This window comes from Dankookia sp. GCM10030260, from assembly GCF_042666655.1.
Classification (GTDB): Bacteria; Pseudomonadota; Alphaproteobacteria; order Acetobacterales; family Acetobacteraceae; genus Paracraurococcus.
In genome coordinates this window covers 1-15390 of record NZ_JBHTDE010000009.1, presented here as the reverse complement: position 1 = coordinate 15390, position 15390 = coordinate 1, and the positions used below count along the sequence as shown (strand labels likewise).

Here is a 15390-nt window from a genome sequence, read left to right as displayed (position 1 = left end):
AGAACACTGGACTTACAGTGACACGCACTGTCAGCCGGAGAATTCGGCGCGTTACCGCCGAGCTTTGCGCAGGAAGTGCTCGAGGTCGCTCGCGGCTATGCGGACGGCGCGGCCGAGTTGCAGCACCGGCAACTCATCGGCGGCGATCCAGCGGCGCACCGTGCGCACCGCGACCTGGCAGCGACCGGCCACCTGGGCGACGGTCAGCAAGGGGGGCGCGGGCTTGGGTTGTGTGGGACTGGGTTGTTTCGGTGGCATCGGCTGGCTCCGGGTCGGCCACCGCACGCACCTCGGCGAACAACTCAGCCGCGGCCTGCCGCGCCAGGGCGCGGACCAGCCGGCGCAGCGCGTCAGCCGGCTCGACTGGGCAGGTCTGTTCGGTAATCGGGATGGGGCGGGGCGGATGGGTCACGGCCCCGAGATGACCGAAATCGCCGCCGCCTATTAGTCAGCACACTGCAGGAGGTGCAGTGATTCGATTTAAACCCAAGCCAGCCGCGGGTTTGCGGCCTTTGGCCCAATGTCACCGACTCGATTTCGACGCCTTCAGGGTCCCCGGTTCACGCCAGGTCGATGGAGTCTCCTCGGCCCAGGCGTCATTGAAAGCGCGCACAGAGAGCCGTGGGAAAGCAGCCTTGGCCTCCCGCCAGTAGTCGGCCTTGCCGTACTGCTTGTCGCCCGCGGCGACCTTGGCCCGTAGCCACGGGCGAACGGCGCTCCGTGCCTGGACCGTGGCCGGCCGTGTGTCGGGCCTGAACCAGAATGGCGGCAGCGCGAAGCCAGCCTCGCTGCAGAACGCGCCGAAAGCATCCCGGCCGACCTCAAACATGGCGAGCACCGGCTTGGTCAGGTCGTGGTAGTCGTCCCACTTCGCCACGGCGAGCACGGTACAGGCGGCCGCCAGCAGTTCTGGAGTTTGCTGGGCCGGATCTGTCGGCCAGATGACGCGCCGGCGGAGATCCACCAGGACCGAGCCGTCTGGCTGTACGACCGGATCATCAGGCGGGAGGTCCTCTGGCCGGTCGACCACGATCAGCCCCGCATCCTGTGGCGCGTGCCGGCAGCCGTTCAGCACGCGCACGCGCGGATCGATGTCTCGCGCCTCTGCGACACCGGGCAGTGTCACCTCCAGCTCGCCGCGCCAGAATGCCTGGAGCAACCAAGCCTCGATTTCAGCGACCGATGGCCGCTGCGGCATATCCCTCTGCCAGTGACGGGCGAGATCGAGCAACGACAGACGAGGCGACGATAGCGGGTACATAGACGGAGCATGCAGGACCGACGCCAAGCGGGTCGAGAGGTCCTTGCGCTCGCCTCGGGCTTGATGGTTCGAATCCCGTCACCCGCAGCGGTGGGAACCGGGATACGAAATTCTCTGACCCGGGCAAGACACCGGCCAAATCGGGCCTGCCCGGAACCTGCTGCTGTACCGCGCCCGGTCACTGCGCGCGTTAGGCGGCCATACGACCCCGAGCCATCTGGAGAGCCACCTTCGCCACACGCTCGCCGAGCCTCTCTGCAGTGAGCAGATCCGCCGGCGGCGGTGCCTTATCAGGCCCCTCATCCGCATTCGACTGCGCCGCGGCGCCAAGGAAAACGCCCAGGCGGTTGAGGTCCTCCTCCGAGCCGTTGGATTGATTGTTGCCCGGCGGAATGCCTAAATTCACCCAATGCATGCCAAGTTGGCCGGCAAGAATGGCGAACTGGAGCAAGGTCGCCAGCTTGTCGCCGGAGCGCGAGGCGGAATTGGTGAAGCCGGCGGCGAGCTTGTCGCGCCAGGCGCCCGAAGCGAAGACCTTTGATGTCGCGTCCATGAACGCTTTGAACTGGCCTGACGCGCTGCCCATGTAGGTCGGCGCACCGAAGATGATGGCATCGGCCTGGGCCAGATCATCCCAGCGCTTTGGTGCCTCCTCCGATGTCAGGTACAACACTGACGCGCCGGCCACCTTCTCGGCGCAACGGCGGACCGCTTCAGCCTGGCGGGCAGTGTGCCCGTAGCCGCTGTGGAAGACGATGGCGACCAGGACCTCCGGTCCCGAAGGACTGATATCCGGCATCGCGGTCATCCTTGGCTCGGGGCGAGGGCTGCCCGCTGCATCTCGGCCATGAGATGGAGCAGGGCCTGGGCGCCCGCGGTGGAGGAGGCGGGGTTCTGCCCCGTAATCAGCCGACCGTCTGTGATGACGAAGCTCTGCCAATTCGGAGCCTGCTCGTACAGGCCGCCGAGCCGTTTCAGCTCGTCTTCCACGAGGAAGGGCACGACCTGGGTGAGCTGGACCTCTTCCTCCTCGCTATTGGCGAAGCCGGTGACGCGCTTGCCATTCACGATCGGCGCGCCCTGGTAGGAGACGCGGTGAAGCACGGCAGGTGCGTGGCAGATGGCGGCAACGGGCTTGCCGGAGTTGTACAGGGCTTCGATCAGAGTGATAGAATCCGCATTGTCAGCCAAATCCCACATCGGACCATGCCCGCCGGGGTAGAAGACCGTGTCGAAATCCTCCGCCCGCATGTCCTTGAGCAGGACTGTGCTGGCCAACTTCTTCTGCGCGGCGGGATCCTTCTTGAATCGCTCCATCGCCGGCGTCTGGTTCTCGGGCAGGTCGCTCTTCGGGTCGATCGGCGGCTGGCCGCCCTTCACCGAGGCGATTGTCAAATCGACGCCGGCATCGCTGAACACGTAATAGGGTGCCGCGAATTCCTCGAGCCAGAAGCCGGTCTTGCGGCCGGTGTTGCCGAGCGTGTCATGTGAGGTAAGCACCATGAGGATCTTCATCGGTCGTCTCCTTGGGGGTGGCTGAGTAATCCGTCAGTAGACGCGCTCCCGCGGCGGGATGGACGCGACCTCGTTGGACAGGGGCTGCAGGTGGACCGGCCGGTAGCCCATGCGGACGCCGCCGCTCTCATCGAGCCAAGCATAGCTGTGCTTCAGCCAGTTCTCGTCGTCGCGCTTCGGGAAGTCCTCGCGCGCGTGGGAGCCGCGGCTTTCCGTCCGCGCGAGGGCGGAATGAAGGCTCACGATCGCCTGCGCCATCATGTTGTCGAGTTCGAGCGCCTCGGCGAGGTCGGTGTTGAAGATCATCGAGCGGTCCACGACCTGGAGGTCGCTTCTCGCCGCCTCCGCCACATCGCCGAGCCGCGAAATGCCTTCCTCTAGCAGCGGCCCGTCGCGGAACACGGCGCAGTGCTTCTGCATAACGATCTGCATGGAAAGGCGGATCGCACCCACCGAGCTGCCGCCGTTGGACCAGCGGATCCGGTCGAAGCGGGCGATGGCCCGCTCGGTCGTTTCCTTAGTTAGCGGCGGGTGCCTGCGGCCCGGCTGCACGCATCCGCTGACGCGGTGGGCTGCGGCACGGCCAAAGACAATGATGTCCAACAGCGAGTTGGAGCCGAGGCGGTTGGCGCCATGGACCGACACGCTCGCCGCCTCGCCGATGGCCATGAGGCCGGGGACGACGGCCTCGGGGTCGTCCTGCCGCTCGGTCCTTGCCTCGCCGTGCAGGTTGGTCGGAACGCCGCCCATGTTGTAGTGGACGGTCGGCAGAACCGGGGTCGGCTCCTTCGTCACGTCCACGCCGGCGAAGATCCTGGCGGTCTCGCTAATACCCGGCAGCCGCTGGTGCAGCAGCTCGGCACCCAGATGCTCCAGGTGCAGATGGATGTGGTCCTTCTGCGGGCCCACGCCGCGGCCCTCGTTGATCTCGATCGTCATGGCGCGGCACACCACGTCGCGGCCTGCGAGATCTTTCGCGGTGGGCGCATAGCGCTCCATGAACCGCTCGCCCTGCGCATTCGTCAGATAGCCGCCTTCGCCGCGCGCGCCTTCGGTGACGAGGCAACCCGAGCCGTAGATACCGGTCGGGTGGAACTGCGTGAACTCCATGTCCTCCAGCGGCAGGCCGGCGCGGAGCGCCATGGCATTGCCGTCGCCGGTGCAGGTGTGCGCGGCGGTGCAGGAGAAGTAGACCCGGCCATAGCCGCCGGTGGCGAGCACGGTGCGATGCGCGCGGAAGCGATGCAGCGTCCCATCCTCCATGTTCCAGGCCAGGAGGCCGCGGCAGGCTCTCTCCTCGTCCATCAGGAGGTCGAGGGCCACGTACTCGACGAAGAACTCGGTGCCGTGCTTCAGACATTGCTGGTACAGCGCGTGCAGGATGGCGTGGCCGGTGCGGTCCGCGGCAGCGCAAGTCCGCTGCGCCATCCTCTTTCCGTACTCGATGGTCTGGCCGCCGAAGGGGCGCTGGTAGATCCGGCCATCCTCGGTGCGCGAGAAGGGCACGCCGTAATGCTCCAGCTCAAGTACGGCGGGAGCGGCCTCCCGGCACATGTACTCGATGGCATCCTGGTCGCCGAGCCAGTCGGAGCCCTTGACGGTGTCGTACATGTGGTAGCGCCAGTTGTCGCCATCGCCCATGTTGCCGAGCGAGGCCGCCATGCCGCCCTGGGCCGCGACAGTGTGGCTACGGGTTGGAAAAACCTTAGTGATGCAGGCCGTCCTTAGGCCCGAGGCAGCCATGCCGAGGGCGGCGCGCATGCCCGCACCGCCAGCGCCGACGATGGCGATGTCATAAGCATGTTCGATGATATCGTAGGACTGGGTCATGTCAGTGACCTGCGCTCTGGCCGCCATCGACATGCAGGATCTCGCCCGTCACGAAGGGCGCGTCCTCCAGATAGAGGACAGCCCGCACGATGTCGGAGATCTCGCCCATATGGCCGATCGGATGTAGCCCATCCAGGGCGGCGTGCGTCTCGGGCAGATGCATGGGCGTACGAATGATACCGGGCGATACGGCATTCGCGCGGATTCCGCGTCGCGCATATTCGATGGCCAGCGTGCGGGTCGCAGCATTCAGGCCGCCTTTGGTGAGTGCCGCCAGGACGGCGGGTACCCGCGAGCTCGCCTGCTCGGCCAGGGTGGTCGTGAACTGCACCACATGCCCGCTGCCGCGCTTCTCCATCTCAGCGATGGCGAGTTGGGTGATATGAAAGAAACCTAAGGTGTTCACTGCGAGCACCGCTTCGAGATCGGCCACGGTGTAGGAGGTGAAAGTCTTCGAGACGAAGATGCCGGCATTGTTCACTAGCGTGTCGATGCGCCCGAAGCGCGCCATGCCTTCGAAGATCGCGCGCTCGGCTGTCCGGCGGTCGCCAATGTTGCCTGCAATGGGCAGAACGTCCGGGTCGTCGGACGCCGGCATCGAGCGAGCGATTGCGACGACCCTGTAGCGGCGCGCCCGAAAAGCAGCGACCAGGGCCGCACCTATTCCCTGCGAAGAGCCCGTGACGACGGCGACCTTGCTGTCCGCGTTCATGGCGACGACCTCACGCACCGAGCTGACCGACATAGTGACCGAGCCGGGCCTCGACCTCACCCGGCCGGTGGAAACCACGATCCATCAGCTTCCTGATCCTTTCCTGCGCGGCCGGGCGATTCAGCGAGCCCAGGAAGGCATCCCATTCCGGAGCGATGTCTGCGTCGGGCGGAAGGCTAGCGATATTCACGAGCCGCTTCGTCTCCGCGATTGCCTGGCGGTCGAAGGTGGAGATCCGCTGCGCGAGGGCATCGACGAAGCCGTCGAGCTCCGCATCGGGGAAGGAGCGGTTCACATAGCCGTAGCGCTCCGCCAGCACGCCATCGACGTCATCCGCCCCGAGCAGCACCTCCATCGCGCGGCCGCGCCCGATGAGTCTCGGCAGCCGCGCCATCGGACCGCCGCCCGGCACCAGGCCAGCGCCCACCTCCCATTGCGAGAGGATGGCCTTTTCGCGGCTGGCGAAACGCATGTCGCATGCGAGGGCGAGTTCGCTGCCCACGCCGGTGGCGCGTCCGCGGATCTTGGCGATCGAGACCACGGGCGCGCGGCTGATGCGGACCAGGAGGTCGGGAAGCTGCTGCAGCCCCGTCGGTCCCGGGGGGAGGCTCAACGTCGCTTCGGGATCGGCTAGAAAGTCGTAATGGGTGATGAAGAAGTCGTCGACCGCGCTGTCGAAGACGACGACCTTCACCTCGGGATCCGTCTCGATCGCGGTGACGATCTCGTTCAGCTGCGGCAGGGCGTCCGGCCCGAAGATGTTCAGCGGCGGGTGGTCGAAGGTGACGCGCCACCAGGCAGGCGAAAGCCGCTGGAGTAGAATTTGCTTGGGCTCCGACATCTTTGCCTCCGACGGATGCGCCGGTTCATGCCGGCCGAAGCTGGATGGCAGATGAGGGGTAAGGGATCCTATCGGACGAAGGTATCGGCGATACCTTCGTCTCAGCGGTGCCCGCGATCCGGGCTGCTCGCCCGCGTCGTTCTCCAAGGTATCGGCGATACCAAGGTGCAATCGTTCTAGGAACGCGGGAGGCGCAGCTTGGCGGAGCCGAACGGGCCATTCCGGCCACGGCCATGGTCTCCGGAGAACCATCATGCTAGACCCCGCCCCGTCCTTCACCCGTCGCGACATGCTGGTCGCAGGCGCGGCCGCCGGCACCGTTTCCGTGATGGCCACCAGGGCCCGGGCCACCGACGGCATCCGCCCGTTTCAGGCCCAGTTTCCGGACGAGGCGCTGCGCGATCTTCGGCGCCGAATCTCTGAGACGCGCTGGCCGAGCCAGGAGCTTGTCCCGGATGCGACGCAGGGCGTGCAGCTGGACACCATGCGCAAGCTCGCCGAGCACTGGCGCGAGTACCATGACTGGCGGAGGGTGGAAGCAAAGTTGAACACCCTGCCGATGTTCCTCACCGAGATCGATGGGCTGGACATCCACTTCATCCATGTTCGCTCGCGGCATCCGCGAGCGCTGCCGGTGATCATCACCCATGGTTGGCCCGGCTCGGTGATCGAGCAGCTGAAGGTCATCGCGCCGCTCACGGACCCCACCGCTCATGGCGGTCAGGCTGAGGATGCCTTCGACGTCGTGATCCCTTCGCTTCCCGGGCATGGATTCTCGGCCAAGCCCACGGCGACGGGCTGGGACCCGCAGCGCATCGCGCGCGCCTGGACGACGCTGATGTACCGACTGGGCTACCAGCGCTACGTCGCGCAGGGCGGCGATTGGGGCGACGCCGTCACGGAACAGATGGCGCTGCTCGGGCAGCCGGAGCTGGTCGGTATCCACACCAACATGCCCGCGACGGTGCCGGGCGAGATCTCGAGTGCGCTTGCCGCCGACGCCGAACCGCCGGCCGGCCTCTCGGCCGAGGAGCAGAACGCCTATGACCAGCTCAGCTTCTTCTACAAGCACGGCCTCGGCTACGCGCAGGAGATGTCGAACCGACCGCAGACCCTCTACGGGCTGGAGGATTCACCCATCGGCCTCGCCGCCTGGATCCTCGACCACGACGCGCGCAGCTACGAGCTGATCCGGCGAGTCTTCGATGGCGGACGCGAGGGGCTCTCGCGCGACGACGTGCTCGACAACATCACCCTCTACTGGTTGACACGGACGGCTGTGTCATCCGCGCGGCTCTATTGGGAGAACAAGCTTGCCTTCTTCGCACCCAAAAACGTCACCATCCCGGTCGCCGTCAGCGTTTTCCCGGACGAGATCTACGCGGCGCCGCGCAGCTGGGCCGAGCGGGCCTTTCCCAATCTGATCCATTTCAACCGGCTCCCGAATGGCGGGCACTTCGCGGCCTGGGAGCAGCCCGAACCCTTCTGCGCCGAGCTGCGCACGGCCTTCCGGCGCCTGCGCGCCTGACGCGACCTCCAGCCCGTTCCGAGACGGAGATGACGATGAGCCAATCCGCTGTCCCATACGCCGCCAAGCTGCTCTACACCGCCAGGGTCCACACGACGGGCGGACGCGAGGGCGGGACCTCGCGCAGCTCGGACGGGCTGCTCGACATCCGCATATCGCCACCCGGTGCGCATGGACCGGGTACCAACCCCGAGCAGCTCTTCGCCGCGGGTTGGTCGACCTGCTTCGAGAGCGCCATCGGCATCGCCGCGCATCGACGGAAGGTGGCCCTTCCGCCCGACCGGGCCATCGATGCCGAGGTCGATCTGAGCCTGGTGAACGGCGCCTATACCCTCAGCGCCAGGCTGAACGTCAGCCTTCCGGGCCTGGAGCGCGGCCTCGCTCAGACGCTGGCAGACGAGGCGCACACGCTCTGCCCCTACTCGCGGGCGACGCACGGCAACATCGACGTCACGACCGAAGTGTCGGTCTGACGCGCCTACCTTCCGGATGAAGGAGCATTCCCGATGAACAGCCTGGCCCCACCCTCAGCGCTTCAGCTCGACCGCCGGCATCTGGTCGGGGCGGCCGCCGTGTTCGCCGCCGAAATCGGACTTCCGGCTTCTGTCGCCGCGCAATCCCGTCCGCTCGGGCCCATCCGTCAGGTTGAGGCGGGTCCGCTCAGCATCGGCTATGCGGAGCTCGGGCCGCCGCAGGGGCCCGCGGTCATCCTGCTGCATGGCTGGCCCTACGACATCAACAGCTATGCCGAGGCCGCACCGATCCTGGCTGCCGCCGGCTTCCGGGTGATCGTGCCGCATCTCAGGGGCTACGGGACCACGCGCTTCCTGTCGTCCACGACGCCCCGCAACGGCCAGCAGGCTGCCCTCGCGGCTGATGCCGTCGCGCTTATGGACGCCTTACGGATTCCGGCTGCCGTAGTCGCGGGCTACGACTGGGGTGCGCGAACGGCCAATATCATGGCAGTGCTCCATCCGGAGCGTTGCAAGGCGATGGTCTCGGTCAGCGGCTACCTGATCGGCAGCCAGGCGGCCAACCGCCAGCCGCTCCCGCCGCAGGCCGAGCTCGCCTGGTGGTACCAATACTATTTCGCCACGGAACGCGGGCGGCTCGGCTATGCCGCCAATACCGCGGCCTTCGCCCAGCTGATCTGGCAGACCGCCTCGCCGCGATGGCGCTTCGACGAGGCGACCTTCGCGCGCAGTGCCGCCGCCTTCGACAATCCCGACCATGTGGACATCGTGATCCACAACTATTGCTGGCGGCTGAGCCTTGCTGAAGGCGAGGCGCAGTACGACGCAGTGGAACGGGTGCTCGCCACGGGGCCGGCGATCTACGTGCCCACCATCACGCTGGAGGGCGATGCGAACGGGGCGCCGCATCCGGACCCGCAGGCCTATGCCGGCAAGTTCTCCGGAAAGTACGAGCACCGGACCATCCGCCCCGGCATCGGACACAACCTGCCGCAGGAGGCGCCGGAAGCTTTTGCCCGGGCCGTGGTAGACGCCAGCAGGATGTGAAGCGATGCGCCGCGCGATCACCTACCGCACGGCCGAGGTCGACGGCCTGCCGATCTTCTGGCGGGAGGCCGGCGATCCGCATGCGCCGGCGCTCCTGCTGCTGCACGGGCTGCCTTCCTCGTCGCGCATGTACCAGCCCCTGCTCGAGCGGCTCTCCGGCCGCTACCGCCTGGTGGCGCCGGACTATCCGGGCTTTGGCCACAGTGCGGCGCCGGAGCCGGCCGTCTTCCCCTACACCTTCGACCGCCTCGCGGAGGTCATGATCCGCTTCACCGAGCACCTCGGCCTCTCGCGCTACAGCCTCTTCCTGCAGGACTACGGCGGGCCGGTCGGCTTTCGGATGGCCCTGGCGCATCCGGAGCGGCTGGAGGCACTGATCATCCAGAACGCCGTGGCGCATGAGACGGGCCTCGGACCGGCCTGGGTGACGCGCCGCGCCTTCTGGGCCGACCGGGCCGCGAACGAGGCGGCGCTGCGGGTCAACCTACTCTCGCCCGAGGCGACGCGGCGGCGCCATGTCGGCGACGATCCCGCCGTGGAGCACTATGATCCGGATCTCTGGACCGATGAACTCGCCTTCCTCGGCCGTCCCGGCCAGTCCGATATCCAGACCAAGCTCTTCCACGACTACGGGAGCAACGTCGCCGCCTATCCCGCCTGGCAGGACTGGCTCCGCCGGACGCGGCCACGCCTCCTCGTTCTGTGGGGGAGGCACGATCCGTCCTTCGATCTTTCCGAGCCCGAGGCCTACCGGCGCGATGTGCCCGGGGCGGAGATCCACATCCTGGATGCCGGGCATTTCGCCCTCGACACGGAGGCCGATCGGATCGCCGCGCTGGTCGGCCGCTTCCTCCAGCTCACCGGAAACCGAAATCCAACAATGGAGAATGACATGAAAGAGGACGAGATCGTCGATTCCAGCTTCACGGCGATGATCCACGCTCCGCTGGAGAAGATCGACATCCCCGCCTGGTGCTTCTCGCTCAGTGAGCAGGAATATCAAGGCTGCTCCCCGGCTCATCTTGCCGCCGGCTTCACCACCGCGCCGGACGGCAGGCGGATGTCCATCAATGTCGAGATCATCGGAGGCAGCCTGATGGTCCAGCACTATGTCGAGACTTTCGGCCGGAAGGATCACCTGATCCTTGAGTCTGTCTCCGATGTCTTCACGCCCAGTGGACGGACTACCATCCATGTCCATTGGGAAATGAGCGTGAAGCCGCTGGAGAGTGGGATTTGCGAGTTCACCAACCGCGTTCGCTCGACGGCCACGCCGGAGTTCAAGACCTTCCTCGACCGGCAAGGTATCCCCTTCGACGTTTTCAGGGCTCAGCGGCAGCCCATGTCCATCGCCCATAACCGGGGCGAGACGCCACTCTTTGCAGCAAGCATCGAACGCGTAGCCATCGCCAGCTGACCGGATGCAGGAGGCTTCCATGTCGCAGACTCTCTACGACAAGCGCTCGACGGCGCTGCTCTTCGTCGACCCGTACAACGACTTCCTGTCTGAGGGCGGGAAGATCTGGCCGCGCGTGAAGGCCGTCGCCGAAGAGGTCGGCCTCCTCGACAATCTGAGGCGCATCAACGAGGCCGTGCGGCGAGCCGGGCTGAAGGTATTCATCGTCCCCCACCGGCGTTGGGAGCCCGGCGACTACGAATGCTGGTGCCATCCCAATCCAACGCAGCGCGCCATCATGAAGCGGCACTCCTTCGCCCGCGGGGAATGGGGGGGCGAGTGGCATCCCGACTTCGCTCCGCGCGAGGGCGACATCGTGGTCAAGGAGCACTGGGCTCAGAGTGGCTTCGCGAACACGGACCTCGACCAGCAGCTTCGACAGCACGGCATCACGCATGTCATTGTGGTGGGCCTGCTCGCCAATACCTGCATCGAATCCACCTCCCGATACGCGATGGAGCTCGGCTTTCACGTGACCCTTATCCGCGATGCGACGGCGGCCTTCACAATGGAGATGATGCATGCCGCGCATGAGCTGAACGGCCCGACTTATGCTCATCAAATTTTGAGGACCAGGGAGCTAATCGCAGCGCTCCCCGGCGGCTAAGCGGGCAGCAGGGTAAGGATCGGCGGTTCCCCGGTCCCGCATATTTGAGGTCTGTGATGAACGGCAGGTGCCGGGGCAGAAGCCCGGCGCCTGTCATGCGTTTTGGGATCCTTCTGCATCGCCGTTCTACCGTCCGTCAAAGGTAGTTCGGGAGGTACATGACAATTCATGACGATTGATTCGCGGTGGATTCAGGAACGGGCAACATGTCCCAAGCCGTCAAGCGACGACGCTGCATCCAAGGATAATTCTTCCGGACCGCCATTTCTGGGAGGAGAGGCGCTCTGTAGCTGATGCAGGGAAGCCAGCAGGAGCTCGGGTCATGCAACAAGCATCGAAGGTCGTGATGAATGCCAACACCTCGCCCTCCTTTTCGGTTGGTATGCCCTCACTCGGGCCGTCCGCACCCATCGTATTCATCGCCGTTGAGGACGCGAATACACGGGAGGCGCTTACCGAGATCTCTCGCGCCATGGGTTGGCGGTCGAGAGAGTTGCCCTCGGCCAGGGCTTTCCTGTCGGAGCCTGAGGACACCGTGCCGAGTTGCCTCGTGCTCGACGTCTCGGTGCCCTGGTATGGTGATCTGCGTTTCCATGAACGGCTCACCGCGGAGCGAAAGGATACGCCAGTCGTTTGCGTGACGGGAGTTGCGGATATCCTGATGACGGTGCGCCTGATGAAGGCCGGAGTCGTCGACGTCCTGCCCAAGCCGGTGCGGCCCGACCTCCTGGTGGATGCTGTCCGCAATGGCCTAGTGCGCAGCGAAGCTGGCCTGCGGGAGAGGACGGCACTCGGCCGCCTCCGCCAGAGCTATGAGTCCCTGAGCAGGCGCGAACGCGACGTCATGCGGCTCGTCGTATCGGGGCTCCTGAACAAGCAGGCGGGGGGAGAACTCGGGATCAGCGAGATCACTGTAAAGGCGCACCGGGGGCGGGTCATGCGCAAGATGAACGCGCGCTCCTTTGCCGATCTGGTGAACATGGCGGATCGGTTAAAGCTCGGAGCAACCGCGCATGCGGAGCCGGCATAGGTCCATCACCCGTTTGCGGACAGCACCCTTATGAGCGCCTTGGCCCGCCGCAGATCGGCCGTCTCGAATCCTTCGATGAAACGCCCGTAGATGGGCGCCAGGAGATCGAGCGCCTCGCGTCGCCGCCCGTGTCTCTGCTGGCGCAGCGCCAAGCTCAACGCGGTGCGCAGCTCCCAGGAATGGGCTTCTTGCCGGCGGGCCCAGTCGAGCGACCGCCGAAAGCATGTCTCCGCCTCGAGATGTGCTGCCTCGTCGCCCAATACCAGGAGGAGTTCACCCTTGATGCGCAGGACCTCGGCGATGCACCAGAGTTCTTCGTCGCGCTCGCACATGCGGAGCGACTTGTCGATAACCCTCAGCCCTTCCTCAACCTGGCCGGCAAGCCCCAGCCCGGCGGCATACTCCGCGTAGACCCAGGTTTGGCGTAACGAGAAGCGATTCTCTGGCAACACGGCCAGGGTAGCCCGAAGCAGATCCAGTCCCGTCGTGACGTCGCCTTGCTTGATCATGAGAATGCCCTGGAAACACTTTCCCCAGGCATGCCAGATCGGCAGGCCATCCCTTGCCGACCGTTTGAGCAGGAGATCCACGTAGTGCTGCGCGCCAGGCAGGTCGTTCGCCATGAGCGTCAGCAGACAGGCTCCCTTCGTCAGGGAGTTGCATAGGGTCAGCGTGTGGTCGAGCGCCTGCGCCTCCTCGACATTCGTCGTATTCATCGTAAGGGCCTGGGCGACGAACCCTTGTAGCCAGAGGATCGAGACCAGGAAGTTGCGGGCCGTAATCTTTTGATCGAACTGGAAGCGGATGATGTGCGCGCGGTGCACCGGCACCACGTAGCGGTCCAGCATGTACTCGATCTTATGGCGTGCCACTCGCTGGTCGCCGAGGAAGTGGACCGTGAAGCCGCGCATGCGCTCGCCGGTCAGCGGGTCAACGGGGTCTGTAGAATCGGCTGCGACATCGCAAAATCGGTCTGCAAGCGCCAGGGCTTCGCGAAAGGTGCCGCGGTTATGTGCATGACACCACAGGCACCAAAGCACGCGCATTCTGTAGTCGGTGTCATCGAGCTGCTCAGCGATTGCCAGCGCCTCGTTCAATGCGGTCTCCAGCACAGAGCCGGACGCCTCGATGTTGAGCAGCACCGCGCCGAGGGCATGTTGGAAGCGGAGCTCGAGGCGCAGATCCCGCTTCTCCCGGGACGTGAGGACCGAGAGTGATTGGGCAACGCGGGACCGGCACTCGTTCATCAGTGATAGATGCATCCAAAGGGGGAGCGAGGCCTCGGTCAGGGCAACGCCCAGCATGGCGTCGCCCGTGGTCGAAAAGCACCAGTCCAGCGCCTTGCGGTGATTGTCGATCTGATATCCGTAAGCATGGAGCCAATCCTCTCTGCCCATGATCTCGGCTTCGGTACCAGCGCGAGACAGAACGGCGCAGCAATGCGCAGCGTGGCGTCGTGCTGTCGAGGCGTATTCGCCGCTCTCCACCAGCTTTTCGGATGCATATGCGCGCGTCGTGTCGAGCAGCCGATAGAGCGGCCGATGGCCTTTGGCGTTCACGGAAACCAAGGACTTAGCAACCAAGTCGGCAATTGCACGAATGACGTCAGCCTGGTCGTCCGCTTCATCGATCGCTATCGTTTGCGCAGCCTCAAGCGTGAAGCCGCCCACGAAAATTGAGAGCCGACACAGGACCGTTTTTTCGGTCGAGTCGAGGAAATTGTAGCTCCAGTCCAGCGCTGCCGCCAACGTCCGGTGCCGCGGCAGGGCAGTGTTACGCTCCTGCATCAGGAGCTGGAAACGGTCGTCGAGTTGCGATGCCAGCTCGCGCAGACCCATGCTTCGGACGTGGCCGGCGGCAAGTTCGATCGCAAGCGCCATCCCATCCAGTTTACGGCAGATGCTTGAGACAACAGATATTGTTTCGTCAGTGACCTCGAATGCGTGAGATTGCGAACTCGCCCGCTCCACGAAAAGTTCGATGGCGGGGAAAGCGAGGGCCTGCCGTACGGTCAACGAGGGGATGTCTGGTGGCACTGCGAGTGGCTCGAGCTGATGAACGGTTTCGCCCTCCACGCGGAGCAATTCGCGACTTGTGGCTAGAACTCGCAAGCTGGTGGTGCCCTCTAGAAGGGCATGCGCAAGGTCACCGGCCGCTTCCAGCACGTGTTCGCAACTATCCAGAACAATCAGCGCCTGCCGATCTGCCAGGAATTCCACCAGCTCCGCAATCGGATCGTCCGAGTTCACAGCAAGCCCCAGCGTCCCGGCTACCACGCTCGACAGCGTGATCGAATTCGATGCTGCAGCGAGATCGATGAAGAAGGTACCAGCGCCATGGGCTGGCGTTGCTTCATCGGCGATGGCGATGGCCACCGTCGTCTTGCTGTAGTGCGGCCGGTTGTTGAGACAGCTGGCTGCGCTGTTCAGGCGGCCAAGGGTAGGTTGGCCAGTTGGCATCGAGCAAGGCCGCGTTGCTCGGCGCGGATCTGGTTCGGGGTGCGGTAGCCGTGCCGGGCGACGAGCCAGGTGGCGTTGTAGTGAGCCACGAAATCCTGCAGCCCGCGGCGCAGCTCCTCGATGGTGTCGAAGGTGTGCACCCAAAGGAAGTTCTCTTTCAGGGTACGGATAAAGCGCTCGGCGACGCCGTTGCCTTCGGGCTGGCGGACGAAGGAGGGCGAGCTCTCGATGCCGAAAAAGGCGATCTCGTCCTGGAAGTCGCCAGACAGGTAGTTGGAGCCGTGGTCGTGACGGAGGGAGAGACCCTTGGCCGCATTCTTTTCGATGCGGCCGAAGTGGCGCAGCACGCCCTGGCGGACCGGCTCGAGTGCCTCGAAGCGGTTGCCAGAGCGGGCGGCATGGTTGCCGACGCACTCGCCCGAGCAGTGGTCGACGGCAACGAATACCCGGGCCCGGCCGTCTTTAACGGTCACAGTCTCGGTCATGTCGGTGCCCCACATCGCGTCCACCGCCGTGGTGGTGATGGTGCCGTCATGGGCGCGCTGCTCGGGACGGCCGACGCGGTGTGGCGCGAGCAGGCCGTGCTGGCCCATCAGGCGCCGGACCCGCCGGGCCGAGGTGCGGATGCCGC

The 15390-nt window shown here is 65.4% G+C and carries 15 protein-coding genes; 6 read left to right on the top strand and 9 right to left on the bottom strand.

Annotated features, from left to right (window positions below):
• Positions 1-51: 51 nt before the first annotated feature.
• From ACFQS7_RS22610 to ACFQS7_RS22580, 7 genes are all read right to left on the bottom strand, one after another.
• Complete coding sequence (locus tag ACFQS7_RS22610; RefSeq protein WP_380069406.1) at positions 52-210, bottom strand: helix-turn-helix domain-containing protein; 159 nt, start codon at positions 208-210, stop codon at positions 52-54.
• Between the two features lie 313 nt (positions 211-523).
• A complete protein-coding gene (locus tag ACFQS7_RS22605) occupies positions 524-1231 on the bottom strand; it encodes a hypothetical protein (protein ID WP_380069405.1) in 708 nt (235 codons plus the stop codon).
• Positions 1232-1451: 220 nt separating this feature from the next.
• Positions 1452-2060, bottom strand: coding sequence for a flavodoxin family protein (locus ACFQS7_RS22600; RefSeq protein ID WP_380069404.1), 609 nt, complete (start codon positions 2058-2060; stop codon positions 1452-1454).
• A 5-nt stretch (positions 2061-2065) separates the two neighbouring features.
• Complete coding sequence (locus ACFQS7_RS22595) at positions 2066-2776, bottom strand: type 1 glutamine amidotransferase domain-containing protein (RefSeq protein WP_380069403.1); 711 nt, start codon at positions 2774-2776, stop codon at positions 2066-2068.
• Positions 2777-2809: 33 nt separating this feature from the next.
• Positions 2810-4606, bottom strand: coding sequence for a succinate dehydrogenase flavoprotein subunit (gene sdhA, locus ACFQS7_RS22590; protein WP_380069402.1), 1797 nt, complete (start codon positions 4604-4606; stop codon positions 2810-2812).
• 1 nt (position 4607) lies between these two features.
• Complete coding sequence (locus ACFQS7_RS22585) at positions 4608-5318, bottom strand: SDR family NAD(P)-dependent oxidoreductase (protein WP_380069401.1); 711 nt, start codon at positions 5316-5318, stop codon at positions 4608-4610.
• Positions 5319-5328: 10 nt separating this feature from the next.
• Complete coding sequence (locus tag ACFQS7_RS22580) at positions 5329-6159, bottom strand: enoyl-CoA hydratase/isomerase family protein (RefSeq protein ID WP_380069400.1); 831 nt, start codon at positions 6157-6159, stop codon at positions 5329-5331.
• Positions 6160-6412: 253 nt separating this feature from the next.
• Here ACFQS7_RS22580 and ACFQS7_RS22575 point away from each other — a divergent pair, with 253 nt between their 5' ends.
• From ACFQS7_RS22575 to ACFQS7_RS22550, 6 genes are all read left to right on the top strand, one after another.
• Positions 6413-7687, top strand: a complete 1275-nt coding sequence (locus tag ACFQS7_RS22575; protein ID WP_380069399.1) for an epoxide hydrolase family protein — start codon at positions 6413-6415, stop codon at positions 7685-7687.
• 35 nt (positions 7688-7722) lie between these two features.
• Positions 7723-8160, top strand: coding sequence for an organic hydroperoxide resistance protein (locus tag ACFQS7_RS22570; protein WP_380069398.1), 438 nt, complete (start codon positions 7723-7725; stop codon positions 8158-8160).
• Positions 8161-8193: 33 nt separating this feature from the next.
• The gene (locus ACFQS7_RS22565; protein WP_380069397.1) at positions 8194-9207 is read left to right on the top strand and encodes an alpha/beta fold hydrolase; all 1014 of its coding nucleotides are present in this window, start codon (positions 8194-8196) and stop codon (positions 9205-9207) included.
• 4 nt (positions 9208-9211) lie between these two features.
• Positions 9212-10624 carry an alpha/beta fold hydrolase gene (locus ACFQS7_RS22560; RefSeq protein WP_380069396.1) on the top strand — a complete coding sequence of 471 codons (1413 nt, stop codon included), beginning with the start codon at positions 9212-9214 and terminating at the stop codon, positions 10622-10624.
• 19 nt (positions 10625-10643) lie between these two features.
• Positions 10644-11270 carry an isochorismatase family cysteine hydrolase gene (locus ACFQS7_RS22555; protein ID WP_380069395.1) on the top strand — a complete coding sequence of 209 codons (627 nt, stop codon included), beginning with the start codon at positions 10644-10646 and terminating at the stop codon, positions 11268-11270.
• A gap of 322 nt (positions 11271-11592) precedes the next feature.
• On the top strand, positions 11593-12300 hold the full coding sequence (locus tag ACFQS7_RS22550; protein WP_380069394.1) for a response regulator transcription factor: 708 nt from the start codon (positions 11593-11595) through the stop codon (positions 12298-12300).
• A 5-nt stretch (positions 12301-12305) separates the two neighbouring features.
• Here the strand turns inward: ACFQS7_RS22550 and ACFQS7_RS22545 are convergent, their stop codons facing one another.
• Together ACFQS7_RS22545 and ACFQS7_RS22540 are read right to left on the bottom strand one after the other, a co-directional pair.
• Positions 12306-14675 carry an ATP-binding protein gene (locus ACFQS7_RS22545; protein ID WP_380069393.1) on the bottom strand — a complete coding sequence of 790 codons (2370 nt, stop codon included), beginning with the start codon at positions 14673-14675 and terminating at the stop codon, positions 12306-12308.
• A 50-nt stretch (positions 14676-14725) separates the two neighbouring features.
• Positions 14726-15390: transposase (locus ACFQS7_RS22540; protein WP_380069392.1), on the bottom strand; the 665-nt coding region annotated here is incomplete at its 5' end.